At 70.3% G+C, this 25,197-nt stretch carries 17 protein-coding genes and 1 pseudogene; 10 read left to right on the forward strand and 8 right to left on the reverse strand.

Annotated elements, in window-relative coordinates:
- Positions 1-68: 68 nt before the first annotated feature.
- The gene (locus tag OHA81_RS30480; protein WP_329201282.1) at positions 69-371 is read left to right on the forward strand and encodes a hypothetical protein; all 303 of its coding nucleotides are present in this window, start codon (positions 69-71) and stop codon (positions 369-371) included.
- Here OHA81_RS30480 and OHA81_RS30485 read toward each other — a convergent pair.
- Both OHA81_RS30485 and OHA81_RS30490 read right to left on the reverse strand, forming a co-directional pair.
- On the reverse strand, positions 365-1,744 hold the full coding sequence (locus tag OHA81_RS30485) for an MFS transporter (protein ID WP_329201284.1): 1,380 nt from the start codon (positions 1,742-1,744) through the stop codon (positions 365-367). The two genes, OHA81_RS30480 and OHA81_RS30485, sit on opposite strands and share 7 nt — an antisense overlap.
- Positions 1,741-2,385, reverse strand: a complete 645-nt coding sequence (locus OHA81_RS30490; RefSeq protein WP_329201286.1) for an ArsR/SmtB family transcription factor — start codon at positions 2,383-2,385, stop codon at positions 1,741-1,743. Before OHA81_RS30490 ends, OHA81_RS30485 begins: the two co-directional genes overlap by 4 nt.
- Before the next feature lie 385 nt (positions 2,386-2,770).
- Between OHA81_RS30490 and OHA81_RS30495 the strand changes: the two genes are divergently transcribed.
- The 3 genes from OHA81_RS30495 to OHA81_RS30505 all read left to right on the forward strand — a co-directional run bounded on the left by OHA81_RS30495 (position 2,771) and on the right by OHA81_RS30505 (position 5,951).
- Positions 2,771-3,790: a hypothetical protein gene (locus OHA81_RS30495; RefSeq protein WP_329201288.1), complete on the forward strand. Its 1,020-nt coding sequence runs from the start codon at positions 2,771-2,773 to the stop codon at positions 3,788-3,790.
- The gene (locus OHA81_RS30500; protein WP_329201290.1) at positions 3,787-5,277 is read left to right on the forward strand and encodes a hypothetical protein; all 1,491 of its coding nucleotides are present in this window, start codon (positions 3,787-3,789) and stop codon (positions 5,275-5,277) included. Before OHA81_RS30495 ends, OHA81_RS30500 begins: the two co-directional genes overlap by 4 nt.
- A gap of 80 nt (positions 5,278-5,357) precedes the next feature.
- Positions 5,358-5,951 (forward strand): hypothetical protein, encoded by a 594-nt coding sequence (locus OHA81_RS30505; protein WP_329201292.1) that lies wholly within the window; start codon positions 5,358-5,360, stop codon positions 5,949-5,951.
- A 189-nt stretch (positions 5,952-6,140) separates the two neighbouring features.
- Here OHA81_RS30505 and OHA81_RS30510 read toward each other — a convergent pair whose 3' ends face one another.
- On the reverse strand, positions 6,141-7,031 hold the full coding sequence (locus OHA81_RS30510; protein ID WP_329201294.1) for an SDR family oxidoreductase: 891 nt from the start codon (positions 7,029-7,031) through the stop codon (positions 6,141-6,143).
- A 321-nt stretch (positions 7,032-7,352) separates the two neighbouring features.
- Between OHA81_RS30510 and OHA81_RS30515 the strand changes: the two genes are divergently transcribed.
- Both OHA81_RS30515 and OHA81_RS30520 read left to right on the forward strand, forming a co-directional pair.
- Positions 7,353-7,808, forward strand: a complete 456-nt coding sequence (locus OHA81_RS30515; RefSeq protein WP_329201295.1) for a hypothetical protein — start codon at positions 7,353-7,355, stop codon at positions 7,806-7,808.
- Positions 7,805-11,995: a tetratricopeptide/SEL1-like repeat protein gene (locus OHA81_RS30520; RefSeq protein WP_329201296.1), complete on the forward strand. Its 4,191-nt coding sequence runs from the start codon at positions 7,805-7,807 to the stop codon at positions 11,993-11,995. Before OHA81_RS30515 ends, OHA81_RS30520 begins: the two co-directional genes overlap by 4 nt.
- A 360-nt stretch (positions 11,996-12,355) precedes the next feature.
- Here OHA81_RS30520 and OHA81_RS34670 read toward each other — a convergent pair.
- The 3 genes and pseudogenes from OHA81_RS34670 to OHA81_RS30540 all read right to left on the reverse strand — a co-directional run bounded on the left by OHA81_RS34670 (position 12,356) and on the right by OHA81_RS30540 (position 15,445).
- Positions 12,356-13,434, reverse strand: a protein-coding gene (locus tag OHA81_RS34670) for an IS630 family transposase (RefSeq protein WP_443056720.1) whose coding sequence is annotated in 2 segments (ribosomal slippage) — positions 12,356-12,933 and positions 12,933-13,434 — 1,080 coding nt in all. Because the reading frame shifts where the segments join, the coding sequence is not laid out codon by codon here.
- A gap of 198 nt (positions 13,435-13,632) precedes the next feature.
- Positions 13,633-13,992 (reverse strand): annotated as a pseudogene (locus OHA81_RS30535) (zeta toxin family protein); the annotation flags it as partial.
- A 1,018-nt stretch (positions 13,993-15,010) separates the two neighbouring features.
- A complete protein-coding gene (locus OHA81_RS30540) occupies positions 15,011-15,445 on the reverse strand; it encodes an ATP-binding protein (protein WP_329201300.1) in 435 nt (144 codons plus the stop codon).
- A gap of 893 nt (positions 15,446-16,338) precedes the next feature.
- Here OHA81_RS30540 and OHA81_RS30545 point away from each other — a divergent pair.
- The 4 genes from OHA81_RS30545 to OHA81_RS30560 all read left to right on the forward strand — a co-directional run bounded on the left by OHA81_RS30545 (position 16,339) and on the right by OHA81_RS30560 (position 20,488).
- Positions 16,339-16,677 (forward strand): helix-turn-helix domain-containing protein, encoded by a 339-nt coding sequence (locus OHA81_RS30545; protein ID WP_329201302.1) that lies wholly within the window; start codon positions 16,339-16,341, stop codon positions 16,675-16,677.
- Positions 16,678-16,963: 286 nt separating this feature from the next.
- On the forward strand, positions 16,964-17,479 hold the full coding sequence (locus tag OHA81_RS30550; RefSeq protein WP_329201304.1) for a GNAT family N-acetyltransferase: 516 nt from the start codon (positions 16,964-16,966) through the stop codon (positions 17,477-17,479).
- Positions 17,480-18,689: 1,210 nt separating this feature from the next.
- Entirely contained in the window at positions 18,690-19,541 is an 852-nt protein-coding gene (locus OHA81_RS30555) for a papain-like cysteine protease family protein (protein ID WP_329201306.1), read from the forward strand.
- A 23-nt stretch (positions 19,542-19,564) separates the two neighbouring features.
- On the forward strand, positions 19,565-20,488 hold the full coding sequence (locus OHA81_RS30560) for a hypothetical protein (protein WP_329201307.1): 924 nt from the start codon (positions 19,565-19,567) through the stop codon (positions 20,486-20,488).
- 172 nt (positions 20,489-20,660) lie between these two features.
- Here the strand turns inward: OHA81_RS30560 and OHA81_RS30565 are convergent, their stop codons facing one another.
- Both OHA81_RS30565 and OHA81_RS30570 read right to left on the reverse strand, forming a co-directional pair.
- Entirely contained in the window at positions 20,661-23,024 is a 2,364-nt protein-coding gene (locus OHA81_RS30565) for a non-reducing end alpha-L-arabinofuranosidase family hydrolase (RefSeq protein WP_329201309.1), read from the reverse strand.
- A 390-nt stretch (positions 23,025-23,414) separates the two neighbouring features.
- A complete protein-coding gene (locus OHA81_RS30570) occupies positions 23,415-24,977 on the reverse strand; it encodes a sigma-70 family RNA polymerase sigma factor (RefSeq protein WP_329201310.1) in 1,563 nt (520 codons plus the stop codon).
- Between the last annotated feature and the right edge of the window lie 220 nt (positions 24,978-25,197).

Consider the following 25,197-nt stretch of genomic DNA (forward strand, 5'->3'; position numbering starts at 1 on the left):
TCCGGCGGCGCCCTCCGACGTACTGATACGCCTCGTGGATCAAGCAGCCCGGTAAGGCGGGTCTGCTGGTGTGCGAGGGTCGTGACCTACCCGACGCCGTCATCGACGCAGCCCTCCACCACCCGGCCAGAGCGATCCGCCGCGCGCTCGCGGGCAACAGGCACATCGACCCCGCACGACTCGCCCCCTTGGCAACCGACCCGTCGGGGATCGTCCGCGGACGGCTCGCCGCCGGTCCCTCTCCCCGTCCCCGATGGGTCCGACCAATGCCGGACGACATCCTCGTCACCCTCATGACGGCCGAGGACGGGGGTGAGGCCGCGGTCGCCTGCGCGCTTGTGCGGGTCTGGAGTTCGTCCGAGCGCTACTGATCGACATGTTTATGATGCGGGTCGGGGGCGGAGGCGGCAGAGCTCGGGGAGGACGACTTGGCGAGTGGCCGAGGAGTTGACTCGGTGGGCCGGGGTGTGACTCCACCGTGGTGAATCCACAGGAGGGCTCCGGCGAGCAGCACAGTACCTCCCAGCAGCCAGGGCAGCGGGCCTGGCCGAAGTACGCCGATGATCAAGCCGCTGAGGGCTCCCGTCAGTTGCAGGGCCAAGGACTGGACGGACAGTGCGGTGGCCCGGACCGAACGGGTGACACGGCGGTGCAGGATGTCGTTCTCGGTCGGTCCTGCCGAGCCGAGCCCGAGGTAGACCAGGCCGTAGCCGGTGGCCGCGAGGACCATGGAGCCCGCTCCCGTGGAACCTGCGGTGGCGCCGAGCAGAAGCAGGCCGCCGGCGCTCGTACCCAGACTCGCCATGACTGCGCGCTCGCCGCTGCCCGCGAGTCGGGCGGCCAGCGGTGCGAAGTGGCTTCCGATGCCGGAGCAGATGAATCCGGCACAGGCGAGTGCCGCGAAGATCACCGCGCCCGACTCCGATGCACCGGTGAGGGCTGCGGACCGGCCCGGTGTGAGCAATTCGATCGCGGCCAGAGCGCTGCCGGCTGCCCCTGCGCTGAGGAGGATCCGACGGACCAGTGCGTCGCGGCCGCCCAGGCGCAGTCCATCCCCTACGGTCGCCGGGATGCCTCGGAGCACGTCATGCAGGGTGACCCTCGGCCTGGGCGGTTCCCGCAGGGCGGTCAGGACGTACATAACGAAGGCGACCTCGACCGCTGCGCCCAGGAGCAGCGGAGTGGAAAGGGGTACTACGAGTCCGGAGGTTGCCCCGCTCAGTCGGGCGCCGAGATCGGGGCCGAGTGCCAGCAGCCAGGGAAGGACACCGCCGAGCAGGGTGCCGGTGGCGAGTGCGGCGGATGTTGCGGCGGAGCCGCGGGCCAGTCCGGTGTGTAATTCGGCGCCGGGCCCGGAGTGCGTGTGGAGGGTGTCGACGTACCAGGCTTCGGCCGGTCCGCTGGACAGCGCGCGACCCGCGCCCATCAGGGCCATGCCGAGTCCGAGCAGCCAGCCGGCGGTGCCCAGGCCCAGAAGGGTGAGGGCGGTCAGGTTCAGCAGGCCGGCGGTCGCCAGGACCGCGCGGCGTCCCAGGACGTCGGAGAGTCCTCCGGTGGGCAGTTCCAGCGCGGCGGCGGCAAGGGAGTGTGCGGCGAAGTAGCCTGCGATGGCTTCCATGGCCATGCCGCGCTCGGTGAACAGCAGGATCAGGGGAGCGATGGTCAGTCCCAGCGGCAGCCAGAACAGAACGCAGACCGTGACGTACCGGCGGCGTGCCGTGCGAACGTCCAGCAGCCCGGTCATGAGGCGTCCTCGGTCTGTGCACCCGCCGGGGAAGAAGCGGCCGGTTCCGCCCCGGGGTCACGTGGAGCCAGGGGAAGTCCGGCGGTGAGGAGCACGACCTGCGCGGAGCGCGGATCCTCCGCATCGCGGGTGGTCAGTTCCGTCAGTTTGTGGTGGAAGACCTCCCAGAGTTCGGTGAGCGACTCGGGGGTCAGGCGGGGCAGTAGGTCGCTGATGCCGGAGGGCTCCACCCACTCCGGGCCCAGTCGGCCGTCGGCGATGTCTGCCTCGTGCCGGACGAGAGAAGCCTCCAGGTGCTGGATCTGGGCCCTGCGCGACAAGCTGACGTAGGCGCGGCTGCCGGTCGTGGCTTCCATCGCCTTGCTGCTCCAGGAGGTCACGGCGTGCACCGCCTGCCAGCGGCGCTCCCGCCCGTCGCGGTGCTCGGCCTCGGCGACGAAGGCGTACTTCGCCAAGACGCGCAGGTGGTAACTAGTGGAGGCGGATGACTCCCCGGTCCTCACCGCGAGCTCACTCGCGGTGGCCGGGCCGTCCTGTCGCAGCATCCCGAGCAGCCGGATACGCAGAGGGTGGGTGAGGGCCTTCAGGGCTGCTGCGTCCTGCTCCGGATCGAGTACGCGCTTCTGCTCATCACTGATCATGACGGGAGACTAGGGTGCCCGAAGGGGTTTCCAAAAGTATTTTTGCAGAAAATATTCTGGAGAGTTGGCCGGCCTCCTGCGTCACCGCTGTCGCGTCGGTGAGGGGCTAAGTGCCTGCACGCTTCGGGGTGTTGCTTGGCTGACCCCTCCGCGCTCGCCGGCGAGCGCACCGAGCAGAGGCGACCGGTCCGGGATGGTGCGACGGCTGAATTGCACCCACCAGGGCGGAAGTCCCCCGCAGGGTGCGCAGGCTGTAGCGCCGGCGGTCCCTTACGGGGAAGCCCCGGCCTTTCCCGGATCGGCCGCATTTCGCCTCCACTCTGGGCCTTGGGTGCCGCACCATGGCGATTCCCGGGGTGACCGGGGCGAAGGGCTTGGGGGAGCCGTGACACAGACGCACAGTGAGCAGGAACCGGTGCCGGAGCCCGGAAGCGAGCAGGGCGAGGAGCTCGACGCCGACTCGGAACCGGATCCCGGGCCGGAAGCCGAGGCCACGCCGGACGCCGGGCGCGACGCGGAGGCCGGGGAAGAGCCCGGAGCCGAGGCCGCCGCCCCGCACGAAGAGCCGGAGCCGGGGCCGGAGTCGCAGTCGGAGTCGGAGCCGGAGCCAGCGCCGGAGCCGGAAGGCGGCCCGGCCGGAAGGTGGCTGCCCAGGCGGTTGCGGACAGTGGGGCTCGCGGCCGCGGGGGTGGTGCTCAGCGCCGTCGTCGCCGCGGTCGTCTCGGCGTACCTCGACATCTGGTCGGTACGGGAACCGCCGCCCGGCGCACCGCGGATCACGGCCGGCTCCGAGGTCTGGTGGGATCTGATGCAAGACCGGCACCTGGTGCGGTCCGCGCCCGGCTCGGCGTACGACAGGGAGCCGGTGCCCCTGGGCGACGCCCAGGAGACCCTCGTCCGCATGGTCACCGAGGGCGGGACCGACGCGGGCATGATGCGGGTCCGTCTGATCGTCACGAACTTCACCCGGACACCCGCCACCATCACCTCCGTCCGGGCCCGCATCGAGCGCACGCGCCCCGCGCCCACCGGCCCGCTCTTCTACTGCGGCGGATCCCAGGGAAGTTCCGAGGTCAGCCGGGTGCTCCTCGACCTGTCCACCCCTTGGCGGCCGGCCATGGAGCAGGACGCCGAACGCCGCCTGACGGCGCAGTACCCGAGTACCAAGGTCCAGGTAGCGGCACAGGGGGACCCGGCCTACTTCGACATCGAGGTCAGAACGGGCAACGCGACGGGCGCGTCCTCCGTCGCCTACGAGTTCGTGCTCGACGTCACCTACACGCAAGGGGACAAGCAGCAGCACCTGCTCGTGGACAGGGCCGGGCGCCCGTTCGTCCTCGCCCAGGGGACCGACAACTGGACTCAGGGGTTCCACTGCGTCGGCTACAAGTGGATCGCGGCATGACGCCGGACAAGTCGGGAGCCCGACGCCGTTCCGTCCTCGCCACGGCCACCGCCGCACTCGTCCTCACCCTGTGCTCCGCCCTGACCGTTACGCTGCTGCGTTCACCGTCCCGCGCCCCGGACGGCGCCGATCGGCCGGACGCGGGGATGTACGCGACCGGTGCCCCGCTGCTGGGGAACGAGGACACCTGGGCCGCCACCCTCCCGGAGCCCGGCCGGCAGCCTCCGGCCGAGCTGATGCGCAACGCGCTGGGCTGCGTCCCCCTCTTCCAGTGGGCCACCGAAGCCCGTGCCGTGCCCCGCGGGCAGGTGACCCTCGCGTACTCCGTCGGGGCGTCCCCGTCCCGCGCGGCCCTGGTCCGGGGGATCCGCGTGGTCAGAGGGCCGGACGTCCCCGTGCCCCGCGGTGACGACGTCGCCTGCGCGGGACAGGTGAAGGACGAACGGCTGGCCGCCGTGAGCGTGGCCCGCGGCAAGCCGGTACGTCCCGTCCGCCTCTCCCTGGACGATGCCGGATCCCGTCAGGAGGCCCCGCTCGCGGTTCGGGCGGGCGGCACGGCCACGGGGCTGGTCACCGTCACGACGGCGGCCTGCTCCTGCGCCTGGTGGCTCGAACTGGACGTGGAGGAGAACGGCGAGCAGGTCACCGTACGGGTGGACGACGACGGCCGGCCGTTCACCCTCGCACCGCCGGTGCCCCCCCTCGCCACCTCCGCCGACCAAGAGTCGGTAGTGCAACGGCCGCTGTCCCGTGGCGCCGGCGACCCGCAACCGCCTCAGGCCGGGGTCTCCGCGGTAGCCGCGCTGCTCCCGACGTCCGAGAGCTGGCAGGCGGAGTCCGACCGACCGCTGGACCCCGCGGCCGCCGTCGGAGGCGAAGCACGCCTCGGTGGGATGGGCTGTCACCGCATGTACGACTCCGTGGTCCGAGCCGGGGGCGTTCCGGCCGGTGATCACGAACTCCAACTCGTGATCACGGGCCCCGCCGGCGTGGAGGGGGCCGTGCTGAACGCACGAGTACGGCTCGAAACGGTCCGTCTCGACGCCGAGCAGCGCTACCGCTACGCGTGCGCGCGCTCCGGCGTGAACCCGCATGCCCACGCCAATAGCCTCAGCACCACACCGGATCTGCTTCCCCACACCCTCATGCGTGGACATCCCGGACTGGGTGTCGGCCTCTCGATGCCGCTCGCCACGGACGAGACGTTCTCCTTCAGCCGGACCGGCCTGGACGGCCGGACCCGCCCGGACGGCCGAGGTGCATACGGCATCGGCCGCGTCATCGTGCCCCAGGAAGCCACCTACGGCATGACGGTGGAAGTGACCGTCACCATGCCGAGCGGCGAACGTGCCGATTTCACCCTGACCGACCACGGCAAGCCGTTCCTGCTGGGGCCCTGCACCGACATGCTGACCCCGGCCCACCAAGAGAACTATGAAGAGCCGAACTCGGGCCCGCGCTTCCATTACGACGAGGAACGCCTCTAGCGGTGTTGTGTCGCCGACGTCCCCAAGTACGATTCCGGTCTCATCCCGTCCTGCATCAACTACACGCTCGTGCCGGTGCCGTGACCGACAACTCCGGAAACTCGATGAAGCCTCTCGACGGCAACGTCGGGGAAGCCGCACTGGTGCGGCTCCTCGACGACGTCTACACCTTCGCGATGGCAGGGCCCCGCCTGCACGAGGACTGGACTCAGGACGTCCTCGCCGTCCTGGAGCGTCGCGTCACCGACCCGCGGGGTTGGCGCGTGATGGAATGGCAATGCGACCGGGCGGTTCGCGTGGCAGGGCATCCCTCGTACCCCTTCGGGACACTCGTGGCGCAGGACATCCGTGCGGGTGTCCACCCGATCACGGAAGGAGCGGCCGTCGAGCTGCTCGCCTCGCTGACCCAGGAGTGGTCCTTCGAGGCATACCCTCTCCGGTCCCGGGCCGACCGCGACGACGTGTTGACCGACGCCCGCACCGTACTCGCCCGGTTCGGCCCCGGCGCGGGCTACTGGTCTTCCTCCGACCTGGCCCGGACGTCAACGTCTCCCGACTTCCTGGTGGGCCGTCTGGAAGGTGGTCGGTCCTTCACCGAGCACGTCATGGACGTGGGTCTGATCGCGGTGTCCTCGGACGAGGTCGGCGTCTTCTGGTCGTTCGACGCGAATTGAGACAGTGAGGTGGTGCTGACGAGATCTGCCACTTCCCCCGACACGGGAGACCGGCCGATGGACCACGAAATGCCTGCCAGTCCGTACGGGTTGTCATCCAGACCACCTTCCCCGAGGCGCCCGACGCTCCCGCTGACACCGTGCCCTGGATCGCTCTGCGTCCGGCCTGATCCACCGGCCCGGTTCCGGTCAGGGGTCGTTCCTCCGGCCGTGGGCCTGGGTGTCGGCCAGGCCGCCGGCGCCGAGCAACCCGGTCGGGGGCAGGGAGCCGTGGCGTGTGACGCGGGGCAGTGTTCTCGCCGAGGCCATCGCCACAAGAAGGGGCAGCACCGGGCGGACGGGCTGCGCGAGCCGGAGCCAGGGCGGCGCGTACACGGTCGCCGCCCGGTGGTGCACCGCCTTGACCAGCCACCCGGCCACCTGCTCGACCGAATACACCTTCCGTGCCGGAGCGGGCATGTGCGAACGCAGTTCGCGCAGGACATCGTGGGCGTCGACGTCGCGAACCATGTCGGTGTCCGTCCAGTGCAGATAGGCGATGCCCACGCCCACTCCCTGGTACCCGAGTTCGGCACGCAGCGACTGGGCGAAGGACTCCACTCCCGCTTTCGAGGCGCAGTAGGCGCTCATCATGGGAGCCGCCCCGAAGGCGGCTGTCGAGGCCACCTGGAGGAAATAGCCTCGCGACCTCAGGAGCGCGGGAAGGAATACCCGTGCCGTCACGGCGCTGCCGACGAGATTGACCTCGATGACACGACGCCACGTCTTCGGATCCGACGTCGCGAACGGTCCGCCTTCCGCGACTCCCGCGTTCGCGATGACGACCGCCGGGTCTCCCATGTCGCGGGAGACACGCAGGGCGGTGCGGCCCATCACCTCGTCATCCGTGACGTCCGCCTCGTAGCAGCGGGACTCCACCGGCAGCGAGCGCGCCACCCGTTCGAGCGTTTCGGCCTCACGCCCGAGCAAGGCGATCCGCATGCCCCGCTTCGCCAATTGCCTGCACAGCCCCTCTCCCAGCCCGCGCGCAGCGCCCGTGACAACGGCTGTGCGGCCCGCCAAGGGATTGCGCTGCGGCATGCTTTCCTCCAAGAGGTGGCGCCCGGGTCCGCGGCCTAGCGGGGCGCGGAGCCCGAGGGGGAGACACCTCATGGCACCACACGGGGAAGGGCGCCGCCCGGGCTGACACACCGAGCGCCAGGACAGTCCGTCCACGCGGCGAGGAAGCGGACCGCTCCGGCCGTGGACGGAGCCTCACAGCCCACGCCGTCCGGTCGCTCCGCCCTCGTGTGACCTGCCTGTTCGGTGATCTTCCTGCGTCGTCGGCCGTCGGCTCGTAGCGTCTGGGTGTGGAGCGGTTGTTCGAGCCGCCGTCGAAGGAGCGCAAGAGGGGAGCCGACCATGTCGGAAGTGATCGAGAGCCTGGCACACGAGGGTGGCACCGTGCTCGTCACCGCGTTGGCCACCGGGCTGGTGGGCGCCGCGCGCAGGCTCCCGCAGCTTTGGCGCCGTGAGGGCGCCGAGGAACGGATGGCGGCGGAGTTGGAGCGTTCGGCCCGGGAGCTCGCCGACTCGCCGCCCGAGACCCCCGATGCCGGGGCGCGCGTGGCGGTGGTGTGGGAGACCCGGTTGCGCGACCTGCTGCTGACCGATCCGGCGGCCCGCGGCGAACTGGAGCAGCTCCTGGCCGATATGCGGCGCGAACACCCGCAGGCGACGACGACCACCACCCAGCACATCACGGCGAGCGCCCCGAACTCGACGGCGCAGGGCGTGATCGGAGGCAGCATCCACAACCACGCTCCTGCCGCCCCGCCCGGTCTCGGCGCGCTCCCGTCGTCGGAGACCGGGGCATGACGGTGCCCCGGTCGCCCGGTGGAGAGGAGCCCGCAGAGGCATTCCGGGGCGGCGGCGCCGAGGGCGCCAGGATCGTCCAGAACGTCTACGCCTTCGACGGCTTCGCGTACGGGGCGATCAACGCGGACGTCCACATCCACGGTGACGGCCGGCCCGTGTACGTACTCGCCGAGCACGAGCCGCCGGACGGCGATCCCGACCCGGCCTGGATCGAGCAGCCCAGCCGACTGCTCAACGCGGGCAACGCGGTCGTGCCGTTCACCGGACGCGGGGGCGAAGTGGACGAGTTGATCCGGTGGCGCGGCCCGGGCGCGGGCAGCCACAGCGCTACCGGAGCCCGTAGCACCGGGCACGGCGGCCGCGCCCTGGCCGTCCGTTGGCTGCACGGCCCGGGCGGCCGGGGCAAGACCCGGCTGGCCGATCACTTCGCCGCGCGGTCCGTCCGCCAGGGTTGGAAGACGATCGTCGTCCGGCACGGCGGTACGGTCCTGCCCGAGTCCGCGGGCAGCCACGACGCCCGCGCCGGCCACCTCCGCGGGCTGCTCGTCCTGGTGGACTACGCCGACCGGTGGCCCCTGCGGGACCTGGCCTGGCTGTTCGCCAACAGCATGTTCGACGGTGGCCCGCGCGGCGGCGACCAAGGGGAGCGGGTTCCGGTACGGGTCCTGCTGATGGCCCGTACGCCGCACGCGTGGCCGGCGGTGAAGTCCATGATCGGTGGACGGGCGGATGCCTCCGAGTACGAGCTGGCGCCACTGGCGGTGGAACCGGGAGACCGGGAGCGCATGTTCGCGACCGCGCGCACCGAGTTCGCGGAACTGTACGGGCGACCAGACGCGGCATCGGCCCCCTCCACGGTGTCGCTGGCGGACCCCGCATTCGGACTCACGCTCACCGTGCACATGGCAGCCCTCGTCACCGTGGACGCTCACGTCCACGGGCGAACGGCCCCTCGCGACCCGGCCGGGATGTCGGCCTACCTGTTGGAGCGGGAGCACGAGAACTGGCGGAGGCTGTACGAGAACGGCGCGGCGGGCCTGGACTTCCGGACCTCACCGGACGACATGGCGAGCGTCGCGTTCGTCGCCACCCTGACCGGAGCCTCCACCTGGGAGGCGGCCGCGACGGCGCTGGAACGAGCGGGCGTGGCCGACGTACCCGGGACCCTGCGGACCCTCCTGCGCGACCACGCCCGCGTCTACCCGCCGCTGGACCCGCGCACCGTACTCGAACCGCTCTACCCCGACCGGCTGGCCGAGGACTTCCTGGCACTGACCGTGCCCGGGCACACGGTCACCGGCTACCGCGCCGACGCGTGGGCGACGGGGGTCCCGAAGGCACTGCTGACGGCGCCCGGCGCCGCCGCCGTCGCCCCGCGCGCCGTGACCCTCCTGGCGTCGGCGGCCGATCGGTGGCCGCACCTCGCCGAACAGGTCCTGCACCCCCTGCTGCGGGACCACCCCGACGTCGCGCTCGACGCGGGCAGCGCCGCCCTGGTGGCCATCAGCGCCATCGACGGGACCGACAGGGAAGTCCTCGAAGCCGTCGAACGGGCCGCGTTCCGGAGGCTGGGCGGCATGCCGCACGTGGACCTCGACACCGGCCTGGCCGCCGTCGCCGTACGCTTGGCCGCCCTCGTCGAACCCGGCGCCTCCGATGCCGGACGGGCCGGGCTGTACCGGCACCTCGTACTGCGCCTGGGCCGCGCGGGGCGGTGGTCGGAGGCCCTCACGTACGCGCGGCGGACCGTGGACCTCCACAGTCACCCTGCCGCCCCGGCACGGGACCGGGCCGGGGCGTTGTCCGCGCTGGCGGTCGCCCTGGCGCACGCCGGGAAGCACGAGGAGGCCATGGAGAGGTCCCGGCAGGCCGTGGACCTCTACGAGACCCTGGTGCGGGCCGACCCCGACGCCCACACGGTGCTGCTCGCGGAGGCACTGGGCAACCACGCCAACCGGCTGGCGAAGGCCGGACGGCGGCGCGAGGCCCTGGAGTGTTCCGCCCGCTCCGTCGAGTTGATCGGATCGTCGCTGCCCGAATCCATTCCGTTCCCCCGCGTCCAGTCGCTCTCCACGGGCATGACGTTGGCCAACCACGCCACCCTGCTGTCCGAGGAGGGGCGGTACGAGGAGGCGCGCAACTACTACCGCCGTGCCACGGAGCAGTTCCGTGGCCTGGGCGAGGTCGACCACGCCGTCACCCGCCCCATGGAGGCACGTCTGTCGCTGAACCAGTCGCTCCTGGATGCCGCAGCGGGCGACTTGGTGGAGGCGGTGGCCCGTTCCGCGGTGGCGGTCGAGCACTTGACGGAACTGGCTGAGACCAATCCGGGAAGCCATCTGCCGGACCTAGCCAGTGCCCTGGCCACGCACACCGGACACCTGTGGACGTTCGGGCTCCGCGAAGAAGCCCTGGAGCGGTCCCGGCAGGCGATCGCGGCCTGGGACAAACTGGCCGACCAGAACCCCGGCGGGTACCGGGCGGGCCTGGTCTCGGCGTTGCGCAACCACGCCGGGTTCCTCGCGCAGGCCGACCGGCGCGAGGACGCCCTGGACTACTCGCGCTGGGCCCTGGAGCTGGCAGAGGAGCTGAGCGGGGAATCGGGCGGGGGGCCGAGCGGGAAGGAATCGGGCGGCCAGTCGAACGCAGCCGAACCCGGATCCCACCTCCCGGAGCTGGCGCGCGCCCAGTGGGCGTACGCGTTCGTCAGGTCCGTCCTGGACACCGATCTCCGTGACGGACTCGTCGCGGCGGCCGGGGCCGTCCTCGTTTTTCGTGATCTGGCGAAAGGGAACCCGCAGGAGTACACCGCCGACCTCCTGGGCGGATACGCACTCCTCGCCGACCTGCTGGAACGCCTCGGCCGGGGCGATGAGGCCGCAGACGTGCGCATCATGGCCGCCCGGCGGCGCGCGGAGACGGCCACCGACGGACGTGCCGGACGCGAAGGATTTGATCCCGGCGGACCCGGCGGACCCGGCGGACCCGACGCGAAGGACCACCTCGAACGTGCCTACCGGGCGGAAGCCGAGGCGGGCCACGTACCCGCGATGATCCACCTCGGGCGTCTGCTGGAGCAGGCGGACCGGATGGATGAGGCCGAACCATGGCTGCGGCGCGCCGCCGAGACCGGCCAGCCCACGGCCATCGTGCTCCTGGCCGGCGCCCTGCTCAGCCGGGGGCGGGCCGACGAGGCCGAACCCTGGCTGGAGCGGTCCGCCCGCACCGGCGACGTCACCGCCATGAGCCTGCTCGGCGAGCAGCTGATCAGGACGGGCCGCGGATCCCAGGCGGAGCCGTGGCTGCGCAAGGCCGCCGAGGCGGGCGACAGCACCGCCCTCTACGAATTCGGGGTCCTCCTGGAGAACACCGGGCGGGCGGAGGAAGCCGAACTCCGGCTACGCCAGGCCGTACGGGCGGGCCACCCACGGGCCGCCGGCACCCTCGGCGTCCTCCTATACGACAGCGGCCGGGCACAGGAAGCAGAACCGTTCCTGCGGCAGGCGGCCGACGCCGGTAGCGCGAGCGCGATGAGCAACCTCGGAACGCTCCTCTACACCGCGGGCCGGACGCGGGAGGCGGAGGACGCCTACCGGCGCGCGGTGGACGCCGGATTCGACCGCGCCCAGTACGACCTCGGCGTACTCATGGAGAACACCGGGCGGCCCGCAGAGGCCGAGCAGTGGTACCGCCGGGCCGCCGAATCCGGACACCTGCTTGCCGTTTCCGCCCTGGCCAGCAAGTTGTGCGAGGCCGGGAGGCTGCGCGAGGCCGAACCATGGCTGCGGCGCGCGAGCGACGCGGGAGACCCGGGCTCGATGGTCAACCTCGGGCTCCTGCTCGGGCGCACCGGCCGGGTCCCGGAGGCCGAACAGTGGCTGCGGCGGGCCGCCGAGGGCGGGGAGGTCGGGGCCATGGGACCGCTCGGGGGCCTGCTCTGCGAGCTCGCCAGGTGGCGCGAGGCCGAGCCGTGGCTGCGGCGCGCGGGTGACGCCGGTGATGTCACCTCCATGGTCAACATGGGGTACCTGCTCTTCCACAGCGGGCACAAGGCGGAGGCCGAACAGTGGTACAGGCGGGCCGCAGCGGCGGGCGACGCGACGGCCGCGAAGCTGCTGAGCGGCCGACTGTTCAGGGCAACCAAGGAGAAGCCTCGGCGCCGCTGGGGCCTCCGCGCACCCGACTGACCCTCCGACACCGCCGCCCCCGCGCCCGGGCGGCCTCCCCACGAGTCGGGGTGGGTCTCGTCAGGCCCGCGCCTGACCGCCTCGCCCCGGGCTTCGTGGGATGGTGGCGTCCCGCCCGCCGGGTCCACGGGACTGCCCGCTCCGGCGCTGCGAACCCGGCACCTCCGGAGTGGGCACACGACCGGTCTGACTGGGCAACGCGCAGCAGGCGCCGCGCGCCCCGCGCCTGAGCGTCCTCGCCGAGGCCGAACCGGGCCTGTTCATCCACCGCCGCCCGTAGCAGCTCTCCGTTCCAGGTCACCCGTCTGTCACGGCTGCCGCACTCGCCATCCGGCTCACGACATTACTGACTTCGGCTTCTCAGGGTGCGGTTGGTGTGTCGAAGGTCAGGCCGGTGCCGGCTATGAAGCCGTCGAGAGTGTGGGGCCGGTATTGAAGGCGTTTGAGGCGGTTGCGGACGAGGGTTTCGAGTTGGTCGAGGGCCATGACTGCGAGGTTGGCGAGGCTGCGTTTGACGTGTGCCCATACCCACTCGACGGGATTCAGGTCGGGTGAGTAGGCGGGCAGCAGGAACACGGTCAGCCATTCACGGTCGGCCACGAATTCCCGCATCCTGCGGGAGACGTGGGTGTTCAGGCGGTCCCAGACCAGCACGATCGGTGCCCTGACGAGCTGGTGGACACCATCTACCAGCGCGATGAAGTCCCGCTCGCCCATGCTGCGACGTGCGCCTTTGTTCGCGGTGTGGGTTCGCAGGCGGTGACACAGCCGGGTCCGGGAACCCGGACGCATCGCGATCAGCCCGGCCACCGACAGCCGTCCGGAACGCCGGCCGCTGATGGTGACGACCGGAGTCACTCCGCGCCGGCCCCAGGTCCGTCCCCGGGGCGGCCTACGGGTGAACCCGGCTTCGTCCTCGAAGCAGACGTAGCCTCCGCAGGCCGCCCGGGCCCTTTTACCTCCGCCCAGGTCACCTCCCGCCACGCAGTGACGGACTGCTCGTCGCGTTCGGCGACCCGCCGGGCGGGGACCTGCGGGCTGAAGCCGAGCCGGTGCATCAACCGGGTGGCGCCGGAGACGCTGTAGGAGACGTGGAACTTCCGGCCGATGAGCGTGGCCACCCTCGATGCGGTCCACACCTGGTCCTCGACCCAGCCGTGAGCGGCCGGGCCCTGCTCCAGATATGCGGCCAGCTTCTCCAGACACCGCGGGGACAGCCGGCACCGTGACCCACTCGGACCGCGGGAAGCGAGAGCATCGACACCGCCGTCCCGCCACAACTGGTGCCATTGATAAGCCGACTTCACGCTCACCCGCAGTCGCCGTGCGACTTCAGACGGCTTGATCTCCTGCTCGAACAGCGCAGCCGCCTGCATCCGTACCGTCTCCCGGCGCCGACGTCCCGTAGGAGTCAGCCCGCCCCCATCCGCATATCTCACACATCACGGATACAGCCACCCATCCACACCCATCAGCGACTTCGCACAAGATTCACCCCAACGAGCTGAAGTCAGTAGTGACCCGTCATGCGGAGCCACTGCATCGTTGTGACGAGCTCTTCGCCGAAGTCCTCACAGAGCGCGAGCAACTCGCGGCCCTTGGGAGAGTCGAGCAGCCCTGCGGTATCGGGGAGAACCTCAAGAGCACCGTGGCAGGCGGTCTGGCCGTCCCTGGCCGCGATCGGCGAGCTGCTCGAAGTACCGGTTGACGATGCCTTGGTTGCTCATCGCCTGTGGGACGCCCATGAAGAGCGCCTCGATGCGGGTCCCCGTGCGGCGGTGGGCCAGCATCTTGCCTTCCACGGCCCGTGCGTTCTGCGAGGTCTCCTGGATGATCGCGTGCAGCTTGTGGGAGCGGACGTACTCCTCGGCCAGTGCCATCCACGCGCGTCCGTGGGCCCGGGTGAAGGCAGCCATCAGGGTGTCGTCCTGCGTCATCAGCGCGCTGTAGGCCGGGTGGCAGGGCTTGTAGAGGTCGCTGTCGATGTCCACGAACCCGCCGTGCTGGTTTCCTCGGGCGGTTGCCGACCCGTCTGCCCGAGGTCACTCGATGGAGGGCATGGGCGCGCGCCCCGGCCCGCCCGTCGGCGCCTACTCGCCACAGTGGGCGGATGCGCCGAACCGTCCTCACGCTCACGCTCGCTGCCCTCCTCACCGCATCCGGATGCGTCACTGTGAACGGCACCGCCCCCCAGCCCGCCGCGCCCGCTGCTCCCAGCGAACCCGCGGCCCGCACCGGCGCCCATGCGGTGAGCCGGGGGATCCAGTACGGCGCGCCGCTCACCCGGCTCCCCGAAGACCCCGTCCCCGCCGACCCTGCGCCCGGGCCAGTCCCCGAGCCGGCGGAGGCCGAGGCGAGCCCGGCGCCACTGGGGAATCACAGCCGCCGCACCGAGGGCAGCGCCGCCGACCACCCGTCGGCTCCGCACTCCAGGCCCCGCCGCCTGCCAGCTCCCGCACCCCGCCGGTTCCGCCCGGCACCCGCTCCCCGCAACCACCCCGCCGCACCCGCAGCCGGCCGGCGCGAGATGGCTCAGCTCTGCGCAGCCTCACACGGGATCACCACCCCCACCGTCACACAGCTCTGTACCGGCACGTATGGGCGCTGACCCGGCATCCATGCGGTGCCGGGCATTCCACGCAGTAAGGGCGTTCGTCGCCGACGGACCGCTTCCGGGCTGGGATGCGAACGGGGAAGAGATCGATCGGCGTGAACGCCGGCTGACGGCGATCTCCCGCCCTGTGACGCCCGAAGAGGCCGCCGCCCTGGCCACCTGCTTCGGCTCCGACGACGGAAGAGTTCCGGGGGTCCGGGGCCGGCGGGGCGTCACCGTCGGGCATAGCCGGTGAGTATGGGCAGTGGAGGCCGACCGTCTACTACGGACCGTCGAAGTCGGTGACCGTACGTCGTCGCCGCCAGTGAGGGGTGCTGGGTATGGCGCACTCGAACGATCTGGTCGTCTCCCTTGAGTGGCTGGAGCGGCTGACCAGGTCCGTCCGCTTCAACGACGTCGGTTCATCGTGGCAACGCCGCCCGGTGAGGGACGTGCTGCGGCGGGGGATGTCGGGGCAGGAAGGCGCGTACGGTTTTGCCGCCGTTCGGGGTGGCGGTGACGCGGGTGGCGTGGGCGAGACGGTTGACCATGGGCCAGCCGAAGCCTCCGGTGCCGGCGAGCAGGTCGGGGGTGCGCATGCGCGGCGGCTGCGGGCTGGGGTCGTGGACGGCCACCTCGATGCTGGCGGGGCGGGCGGTCAGGCCCAGGGTGCAGGTGCCGCCGGCGTGGCGCAGAGCGTTGGTGACGAGTTCCGAGACGACCAGGACCACCGTTTCGGCAGCCTCGGCCCTGACAGGGCATACGAGGCCATCGAGGAAGGCCCGGGCGCGTTCGCGGGCGTCGGCGATGGAGGCGCTGGAGCGGGCGGCTGCGACATCGACGCTCACTGTGTCCATCAGATTCACCTTGGTCTCTGGTTCGCCCCTGCCCGCTCCTGTCCGCCCGCGCTTGTACCCGCGCCAGTGGCGAGCAACCCGGGTGGGACACCTCGTACCTCTTGGCGACGCTGTTCGAGGTCGACTACCTCCTCTTCGAACACTCGGAAATCTATGGTGGCCGGAGTAGACATCGGGCTGGGGTGTGGCTATGGTTTCTCTCGTAGCCCGAAGAGATCGAAGAGCCCGGCAGAGACGAACTGCCGGGCAGCAAGACCGCAGCACCCGCAGTTGCAGTGCGAAGGACGGTGCGGTGACGGAGTTCCGAAGCCAGGTTGGTTGCAGGACGGCGACGGGACTGGTGACCGGACCGGGTGGCCCGCAGTGATCAGGGGCCGCCGTGAGCAGTACCGCAGTGGCAGTACCCGTAGTAGGTGCAGTTGGCAGTACCCAGCAGTGAAGTCAGTGAGCAGTACCTCGGTGAAGGCGTCGGCTGCGGGCGCGCGCACCGGGAGGTTCGGCAGTGGGGTTCTAAGCCAGAGCAGACGCAGGATGGGCGACGGGGCTGGCTGCCGAAGTGGCGCTGTGAGAGGCCACCAGCAGTACGCAACACACCAGCAGTACGCAGTACCCGTTTGGTAAGTGATTGATCCAGAGGGAAGAACGGAGGAGCCGAGCGCCATCAGGATCGCCCGGGCGAGCAGTGCGCAGCCCGGGTACCGCAGGACATCGATAGTGAGGTGGTCTCCGGTCACGCATCCGCGATCCCCGCAAACCCGGCGAAGCTCAGACCGGGTGGGCGGAAACAGAAGGCCGGCGCACGACCAGGGCCGGCAGATGGTGTAACAAGTTCCTTCGGGGCCCTGGTGCCGTACGGCACCAGGGCCCCTCGACGCGTTCCACAGAGAGGTGACATGACAGCAGACGACTCGTTCGGCCGTCTCGACGACGACGATTACCCCGCCTTCACGATGGGCCGGGCCGCCGAGATGCTCGGCACTACCCAGGGCTTCCTGCGCGCCATCGGCGAAGCCCGCCTCATCACCCCGCTGCGCTCCGCCGGCGGACACCGCCGCTACTCCCGCTATCAGCTGCGGATCGCCGCCCGTGCCCGCGAACTCGTCGATCAAGGCACCCCCATCGAGGCCGCCTGCCGCATCATCATCCTCGAAGACCAGCTCGAAGAAGCCCAGCGCATCAACGCCGAATACCGCCGCGCTGCCGAATCGGCGAATCCCACGGCTGCGGCGTGAGCCCGGGCGCGCCCGCCGCTTCGGCGGGTCTGCGCGAAGCAAGCCATGACGTTGTGCTCGCTGCCTGGCGTGACAGCATGTGCGGCCGCGTACCGCCTGGGTCAGCTGTCGTGGTTCGGAGGTTCCACTTGGCCGCACGTGGTGCGAGGCGTTCCTCGACCGGATCCCGGCTGTTGAGACGCACGTCGAGGGCGCCGGGGGGCGTGCGGTGCGCGGTCCCGTGCGGAGTGAGGGATATCAGGCAATGACCGGGGTCAGGGACGCGTTCCGACGTTAGTGTTACCGGATGCCAGAGTTGATCGCGTCCACTGTCCGCCTGCACGTCCCCTGGCTTGAGGCCCGCGCTGAGTGGGGTCCTGGTCAACACGAGGACGGCTTCGGGCTGGGTCCGTCCGACGATGTGGACTCGGCCGCAGGATTTGCGGCCTGGGTGCGCCGGCTGACGGAGCAGTCGGACGCTGCGAAAGCGGCCGATGCCATGCGGTGCATCCATCGATGGGTCGTAGAAGGTGATCGGGTGCTCGGCGGAATCGCACTGCGATATGGCGGCGACGACTACGTGTCGTGGGCTGGAAACATCGGGTATGGGATCAGGCCGTCCGCGCGGCGGCGCGGTTTGGCCAGTTGGGCGGTGGAGCAGCTGCTCGACGAGGCGCGGGCGCTCGGCCTGGATCGGGTGTTGGCCGTCTGCGCGGTCGACAATGTCGCTTCGGTGAAGACCATCGAGCGCTGCGGCGGCGTCTTCGAGGGCATCCGGGACACCGAGTTCGGTCCCGCGCGGCGTTATTGGATCAAGATCTAGCGGTTCTCGTTTGCGGATCATCCGGCGGAGGCTGGTGCGGGCGGCGCTGAGGTCGTCCTGAGCTCGTTGACGCGGTAGACGAGGCCGTGGCTGCCGAGCTGTTCGACCTGCTGCCCGAGGTGAACGCGGGCCTTGTTGCCGCAGCCGGCCGTTCTCGGTCCGGAGTCGCTTGATAGCTGGCTGTCTCGGATCGCCCGGGGAGGATGACCCGCCGCGACCCGGGGGTCGGCATGCCGGCCCCCCTTGCGGGGGCTTCGACAGGGGCGCCGTACGGATGAGAGTCGCCGTACGTTTCCCGCCTGTACTGGAGCAGAGCCACGATCGGCCGGTGTGCCTGGGCGGCGAGTCCGCGTTCGACCGGCCGCGATCGACGGCCGCGACCGGGTCGCTGCGTCGCAGAGTCGTCCGTCTTCCGATGTCGTAAGAGACAGTGACGCAGCCCGGCGTGATCCACCCCCACCTCCGCCGGCGAGAGCGGGCGGTGTCCACCGCGGCCGTCTTCGCTTTCAGTCTCTTGCACGCATGCGCGAGTAGAGATTCCCTTCTCCCGGAATGATTCACAGTCACATGCCTTATACGCTGGGCTATTTCCGCTATTTGACGGTGCGTCTAATGAAGGTGATCGACCGTCAAGTTTGAGCAAAGTCCACGCGTCAGCGACCCACCGGGATGGCCTGGACCAATGGTAGCGCGGCAATCAAGTAGACGGCGCAGTAAACAAATTGACGAACCGTCATAGTCGTGTCCAGTAGTTGAACTGGCGACATCTTTGCGCGTAGAGCAACGGCGTTTAAATCTCTCCTTATCCGTCTGGCAGGATTCCCGCACCCAATCCAATCGAGGAAGCGGTGCGGTTATGCCTGCCCGTAGAAGCGTGTCAAGCCGCGGCACAACACCCGTGTGCCGTCGGGTGCAACCGCCTTCACCGACGAACGAGGCGCTGCGTCGGCTCACGTCTCTGCGGGCGACGCCGCATCGGCGTCCGAGCCCAAGCGGGGCGGGCTGCCCCTAGCGGCGGCCCCGATACCTGGTTCTGCCCGCCGGCATGCTCTCCGCCGGGCGGCGGGCGGATCCGGGGGAGTGCCGCGCCGGCCTCCCGAGTGCAGGCCACGGCTACGGCACCCACGGCCCGGACGCGCCGCGCCCCCAGCCCGGAAGGCCGGGTCAGGGTGCCGAGCGAGCGAGTCCGGAATTTTCCGAATCAAGGAGCATGATGCACAAACGTCGCACGTCCCGCCGGAAGAAGGCGCTGATAGCCGCCTTCACCGCCGTACTCTCCGGCGGTCTGTTGTTCGGCTTCGGTGCCCTCGCCCAGGCCGATGCGGTCAGCGGCACGGTCATCGGCGGGCAGGGCAACTACAGCACCGTCAACCACCGCGCCAAGCCGTCCCTCTCGGCCCAGGTCAACGGCTCCTCCAGGGTCGGTGACAGGATCCAGATGTCCTGCCGTACCACCGGCGACACGGTGGAGAACAACCCGCGGTGGATCTACACCGGCTCGTACTACATCGCGGACGCGTTCATCCGGGAGAACACCACCGTCCTGCCGGTCTGCGGCTCGAACCCGAAGCCGACTCCCACGACCGCGAGGACGCTCCAGATCGACATGCAGAAGCAGGTCAGGACCCAGTGGTGCTGGGACGCCTCCGGCGTGACCATCGCCAAATACTGGGGCCGCACCGTCAGTCAGGAGCGGTTCTGCCAACTCGCCGCCCAGGGGAGCTGGGTGGACTGCAACAACCAGCCCGCGACGCTGGAAGACATGGCCAACGGCCTGGCCAGGGTGGGACTCGGCAACAGTGGCCGCAGCCTGTACCGCAACGCCTCGTTCAGCGAGTCGACCAGCGAGATCGCCGCGGGCCGGCCGTTCGCCGTACGGATCGGCTGGCGCAGCGGCGGCGGCCACATGAACGTCATCTACGGCTACGACAGCGCCAGCAACATGATCGCGGTGGGCGACCCGTGGCAGACCACGCAGACCTATACCTGGTGGAACTACTCCACCTACGCGAACAACAACTCGTTCCAGTGGACGCACTCCCGCGTCGGCATCCAGGGCTGAGGAGAAGACCGACCATGCAGAGCATGCGACGCACCAGGCGCGCGGCAGTCCGGGCCGCCGTCCTCGCCACGACCGCTCTCGCCGCCACCCTGTGCGGAAACGTTTCCGCGCAGGGTGCGGACGGCGACGGCATCGCGGGCTACCAGTCTGCCCAGCAGACCCTCCGCAGCGACCAGCTCCGCGGCACCGTCTCCCGCTTCCTGGTCTCGGCCCGGACGCCCGGCAGTGCCGCCGCCGCGGACGGCGGCGCCGTCGGCACTCCCCGGAACGCCCCCTCGGCAGTCGCCGCGCCGCCCAGGTTCGAGCTCAAGGACCCGGTGCCGATGTTCGAGGTCAGCCCCGAGTTGGTGGCCGGCAAGACACAGGCGACCCCCCAGAACGCGCTGCGGCTCTCCTATCTGGCCTCACGGGTGACCGCCTCCGACGGCCACCGGGCTGCCGTCCTGCTCTCGCCCCAGGGAAACCCGGCTGCACCGGCAAGCGGCGGGCAGGCCGTCGGCGCCGAGGGCTGGCAGCTGGCCGGCATCCGGGACGGGGACACCGAGCTCAGCCTTGCCGAACGCGGCACCCCGCAGGCCCGCACCTTCACCGAGCCGCAGATCCACGCCTGGTACCGGCTCACCGCCGAAGGCCTGGTCGAACCCCTCAACGAGGAGGCGACCGCCGGCCTCGGTGGAAAGCGCTCCCTCACCCTCGCTGCCTACCAGAAGCTGGTCACCGCCCGATACGGTGACAAGCTGCCCGGCTCGGAGTACGACCGGAAGGGCCTCGCCGGCGGGTACGACGGTCTGGGGGAGGACCAACCGGCCGAGTCCGTAGCCGCGTTCACGCGACCGGCGGCCGGCGCGTCCTGGCAGTCGGCTGCCGCAACCGGGGCCGCGGCCCTGGCGGCGGCCGGCGGTGCGGTGGTGTACGCGCGCCGCCGACGGAGAGACGCCGCGCGCTGACCTGCGCGGGTCCACCACCGGCGCCGTACGAAGGAGAGGAACCCCCAGTCGGCGCATGGCTGGGGGTTCCTCCGGGCGGTATCAGTCGGGAGGTGGAGTTGCCCGTGCGGTGGACCGCCCGTCTCCGCGCCGGCAGGTCCTCCGCACCGGCATCACCCGAATACCCGGCAGGTCAGCGCTGCAGGGTGAGGACACCCGGCCGGTACGGCAGTTGGTCGTAGGGGCCGCTCGCGGTGGGGGACTTGCCCTGGTAGAGGAACTGCAGGTTGCAGGGATCGATGGTCATGGTCTGGTCGGGGTTGTTGCGGACGAGGTCACCGTGGCTGATGTCATTGGTCCATGTGGCACCGCTGTTGGCCTTGCCCGCGAAGGGGTTGCTCTCACTGGCGGCCTGCGGGGTCCACGAACCGTTCAGGCTGGAGGCCGTGAACGAGCGGAAGTAGCGCTGCTCGTTGGCACCCCGGGCCTCGACGATCATGAGGTACTGGTTCTGGTCCTTGACCTTGTACACCTGCGGGGCCTCGAACAGGTTCTTCACCGTGTCGCTCATGACCGTCGTGTACGAGGAGCCGAAGCTGCCCGGGAAGTTCCCGATCGGCACGCTCGCCCGGTAGATCTTGCCGTTGTCACCGGCGAAGAACAGGTACATGTTCTGGTCGTCGGCGATCAGGGTCTGGTCTATCGGGGCGGCGCCCGGGATGCTGCCGGTGAACAGCGGCTGGGGCGCGGACCAGCCGTTGGGGTTGGTGGGGTCGCTCGACGTGCGGTAGATGAACGGCCACGGACCCCACTGGTACGCCAGCACCCAGATCTTCTTGGGCGCGAAGTAGAACAGTGTGGGCGCCACCGCGGTCTGGCTCATCCCGGTCTGACCGGCCGACGCCATGTCCGGCCAGCTCGTGAAGGGACTGAACATCATCGAGCCGTACGAGGATCCCGAGGTGTTCGAGGCGTAGACCAGGTGCTTGCCGTTGTACACCACGTCCGTGAAGTCCTTCAGCGAGCCCCACCCGTTCGCCGGCTGCGCCAGCGCACCCGTGGACGTCCACCGGTACGTGGAGGGAAGAGCACACGCGTTGCCGGTCGGCGTCGGCGTCGTCGGGGTCGAGGTCCCGGACGGGCCGGTCCACTTCTGGTTGGTACCGGACCAGCAGGAGTACAGCTGGATCCTGGTGGCCTTGGCGGTGGCCGCGCCTACGGCGTCGAGGCACAGCCCGGACTGGACGCCGGAGATCGTGCCGTTGCTGTTGAGGTTCCACTGCTGGCCGGCGCTGCCGTCGCAGTCCCCGATGACCACCGCGGTGCCGTTGGTGGTGCCCTTGGCCAGGGCGCCCAGGCACTTGTTGCCGTAGATCATCAGCTGCTTGTCGGAGGTGTAGGTCCAGCGCTGGTTGGCCTGGCCGTTGCAGTCCCACAGCTGCGCCTGGGTGCCGTTGGCGGTGGCGGAACCGTTGATGTCGATGCAGCGACCGGAGGGGACGCCCTTGATGGCACCGGTACCGGACCCACCGGTGGTACCGGGGGAGGCCTTGAGGGCGTTCACGACGGCGGTGTAGGCGGCCTTGGGGTTGCCGTTGTTGTCGAACAGCAAGGGGTTCTCGCCCCGGCGCCAGGAGTCGCTGTCGCGGATGCCCCATACCGTGATGCCGCTGCACCGGGCCACGGACAGGCAGGCCTTGACCGTGTTGGCGTAGTGGGTGGGGGAGGCCCCGGCGATGTCCAGCTCGGTGATCTGGACGTCAACGCCCAGGGCGGCGAAGTTGGACAAGGTGGTCTGGAAACTGGACGGGGGGCCGCCGGTGCCGAAGTGGCTCTGGAAGCCGACGCAGTCGACGGGCACGCCGCGGGACTTGAAGTCCCTGACCATGTTGTAGACGCCCTGGGTCTTCGCGTCCGACCAGTTCTCGATGTTGTAGTCGTTGTAGCAGAGCTTGGCCGAGGGGTCGGCCGCCCGGGCGGTGCGGAAGGCTTCCTCGATGAAACCGTTGCCCAGCACGTTCTGGAAGACCGAGCTGCGGTGTTGGGTGGAGCCGTCGGCGAACGCCTCGTTGACCACGTCCCAGGCGTAGATCCTGCCCTTGAAGTGGGTCATCTCGGTGGTGATGTGATTGTTCATCACGTTGCGCAGCGTGTTCGCGTCGCCGATGGAGCCGACCCACGACGGGAGCTGCGAGTGCCACACCGTGGTGTGGCCGCGCACGCGCTGGCCGTGTGCCGTGGCATGGTTGACGACCTGGTCGGCGGGGCCGAAGTTGAAATGGCCGCGTGACGGTTCGATGGCGTCCCACTTCATCTCGTTCTCCGGGGTGATCATGTTGAACTCCCGGTCCGAGATCGTGGCGTACGTCGAGTCGCCGAGCCTCCCGGCGGCCACAGCGGTGCCGAAGTACCTGCCGGATGGGGCTGCCTGCGTACCCAAGTTCGCGGCTCCGGCGGAGCTGGGGAGGAGCGTCACGACGCCGGCCACCAATGCCGCGGCTGACAGCCCGATCGTCACTGTCCGGCGACTCCGGCCGAGTCGGTGCATGCCCTTCATGATTCTCCTCGGGGGCCGTGGGTCGCCCTGGGCGCCGTGCTCGTGCGCGGATCGGCCGGCACGTCCTGATCCGCCACGGGATGGGCGCGGTGCGGGACGTGGGGCCGTTCCCGCATGCCGGTCGCCCGGGGTTCGTGGGTGTGTCGTGTCATCGGAAGGCTTTCGTCAGGAGAAACGTCAACGGGGGGAAGCCGGGGAACCCCTGCCGCGCCGGTGCGTCATATGAGCGGCGGGAAGGGCACCCCATGAAGTGGAGGCTTGCGAACCCGCGGTCTCGTAACAAAAACTGCGCGCAGTCCGGGCGATTGCCCGGTGATGCATCTCGCAGGCAAAAAACGTTACGACAAGCCCTGCGGGCTGGTCGTCCCGTGGAAAGGGGGTCCCACATGCTCAACGAGCGTGGACCCAGGGCCTGCGCACGATGAAGGAGGACTGACCGGCGAAAGCCCGAGTGCCGTCGGAGCCGTCGAGCCAGATGCCACCGTCGCGGTGGCGGAGGACCGATCCGGGATAGTTGTGCGCGTGCAGGGTCACCGATCCGGCGACCGCCCCCGGGCGCGGACAGAAGGTGGCGTCTTCACGGAACAGTTCGCTGCCGTCGTCGGTGCTCAGCCGCAGCCGCAGGTCCTGATGGCGCAGATAGCGGCCGTCGACTGCGCGGAGGGTGACGCACCGCGTGTCGGCCAGCCCCCGGACGACCGTGAACGTGACCCGCTGCCGTGTCTGCGCGCTGCTGGACGCCGAGACGCGGGCGAGCGTCGCGAAGTGCTCGGCATACCCGAGGTACAGGGCGGGGTCGTCCACGGACTCCATCGACTGTGCGCCCAGCGGGACAGTGCCTGCGACGGCGGACGGACTCACCGGTGACGGTCCGGCCGACGTGGTGGTGCTCGACGGAATCGGCGTGGGGTTGCCGACCGTGGGAGCGGCGTTGGCGCCCGGCTCCCGGTGCGCCGGTTCGGGCCAGGTCGCGTAGGTGGCGGTCCCGGCGATGAGTACCGCGCCGGCGGCGAGGCCCACCAGCGGATGAGCGGTCGCCGCGGCGTGGAGTTTGCCGATCAGCGAGCTGTGCAGACTGCTTCCACCCGTGGCCGTGCCGAAGGCGACGGGTGCCGTGGCCAGTGCGGCGGCGCTCGCGGCCGTACCCGACAGCAGGCCCTTTGCCGCCAGTGCGGTGATGAGCCCGGCCGGGACCGCCAGCGGCGCGAGGTCCATGAGCAGAAGTTCGGCCGGAACCCGTGGGGTCGTCGTCCCCCCGCAGACCGGGCAGCCGCGGGTGTGCCGCGCGATCCGCTTGCGCCACACCGATGCGGGGAGACCGTCCCAGCCGGCGACGGTCTCGTCCAACTGCGGACAGCGCGGGTCGGTCTGCAGCGCGGCGACGATCGTCCGGCTCAGTTCCAGCTGCTCGCGCATGCGTTGGAGGCGTACTCCGACGTGGGCGACACTGAGCTCCGTCGCGGCGGCGATGTCATCACGGCTCAGCGAGCCGGCGCGTTCCTGCCACCACAACGACAGCAGCACCCGATGGTCCGGATCGAGCCACCGGCCGGCCTCGACGAGCTGACGGCGCTCGTCCGACACGTGCAGCCGCAGGATCGTCACGTCCTCAGGTGCGGCGCCGGCGTCCGGTACCTGGAGTACCTCGTCGATGACCGTGGTCCGGCCGGCGAAGGCGCGTTGCCGGTGCCAGTAGGAATTGACCTGGCGGAGCGTGATCGACACCAGCCAGGACCGGAAGCTTTCCGGTGCGCGCAGGGCGGGCAGGTCGCGCACCACGCGCAGCAGGGTTTCCTGGACGACGTCGTCGACGTCGGCATGCCCGCTCAGCGCTCGCCCGACGATGTTGTAGAGCAACGGCAGGTACGCGGCGATCAGTTTCTCGCGCGCCCGATCGTCACCGGCCTGCGCGGCGACGACCAACCTCACGTGGTCCGCATCCATGAGCCCCATTCCCACCTCCCTCGGGGGAGCGGTCCGCCGAGTACGGCGCCGCACCTTCACCCCGGATACGCAACTGGGCCTGACAGTCTGACACCAAGTCAGGAGCAGGTACCTCTGAGCTGCGCGGATTCGAGTGTCCAGCTCGGATCCGCCGCAAGAACAGGTGCACCTTCGCGGTGAGCGAGCGTACAGGGTGAACCCGGCGGCCTCTGCTGCCGCCGGGAGCAGC

Source organism: Streptomyces sp. NBC_00667 (assembly GCF_036226825.1).
Taxonomy (GTDB): Bacteria; Actinomycetota; Actinomycetes; order Streptomycetales; family Streptomycetaceae; genus Streptomyces.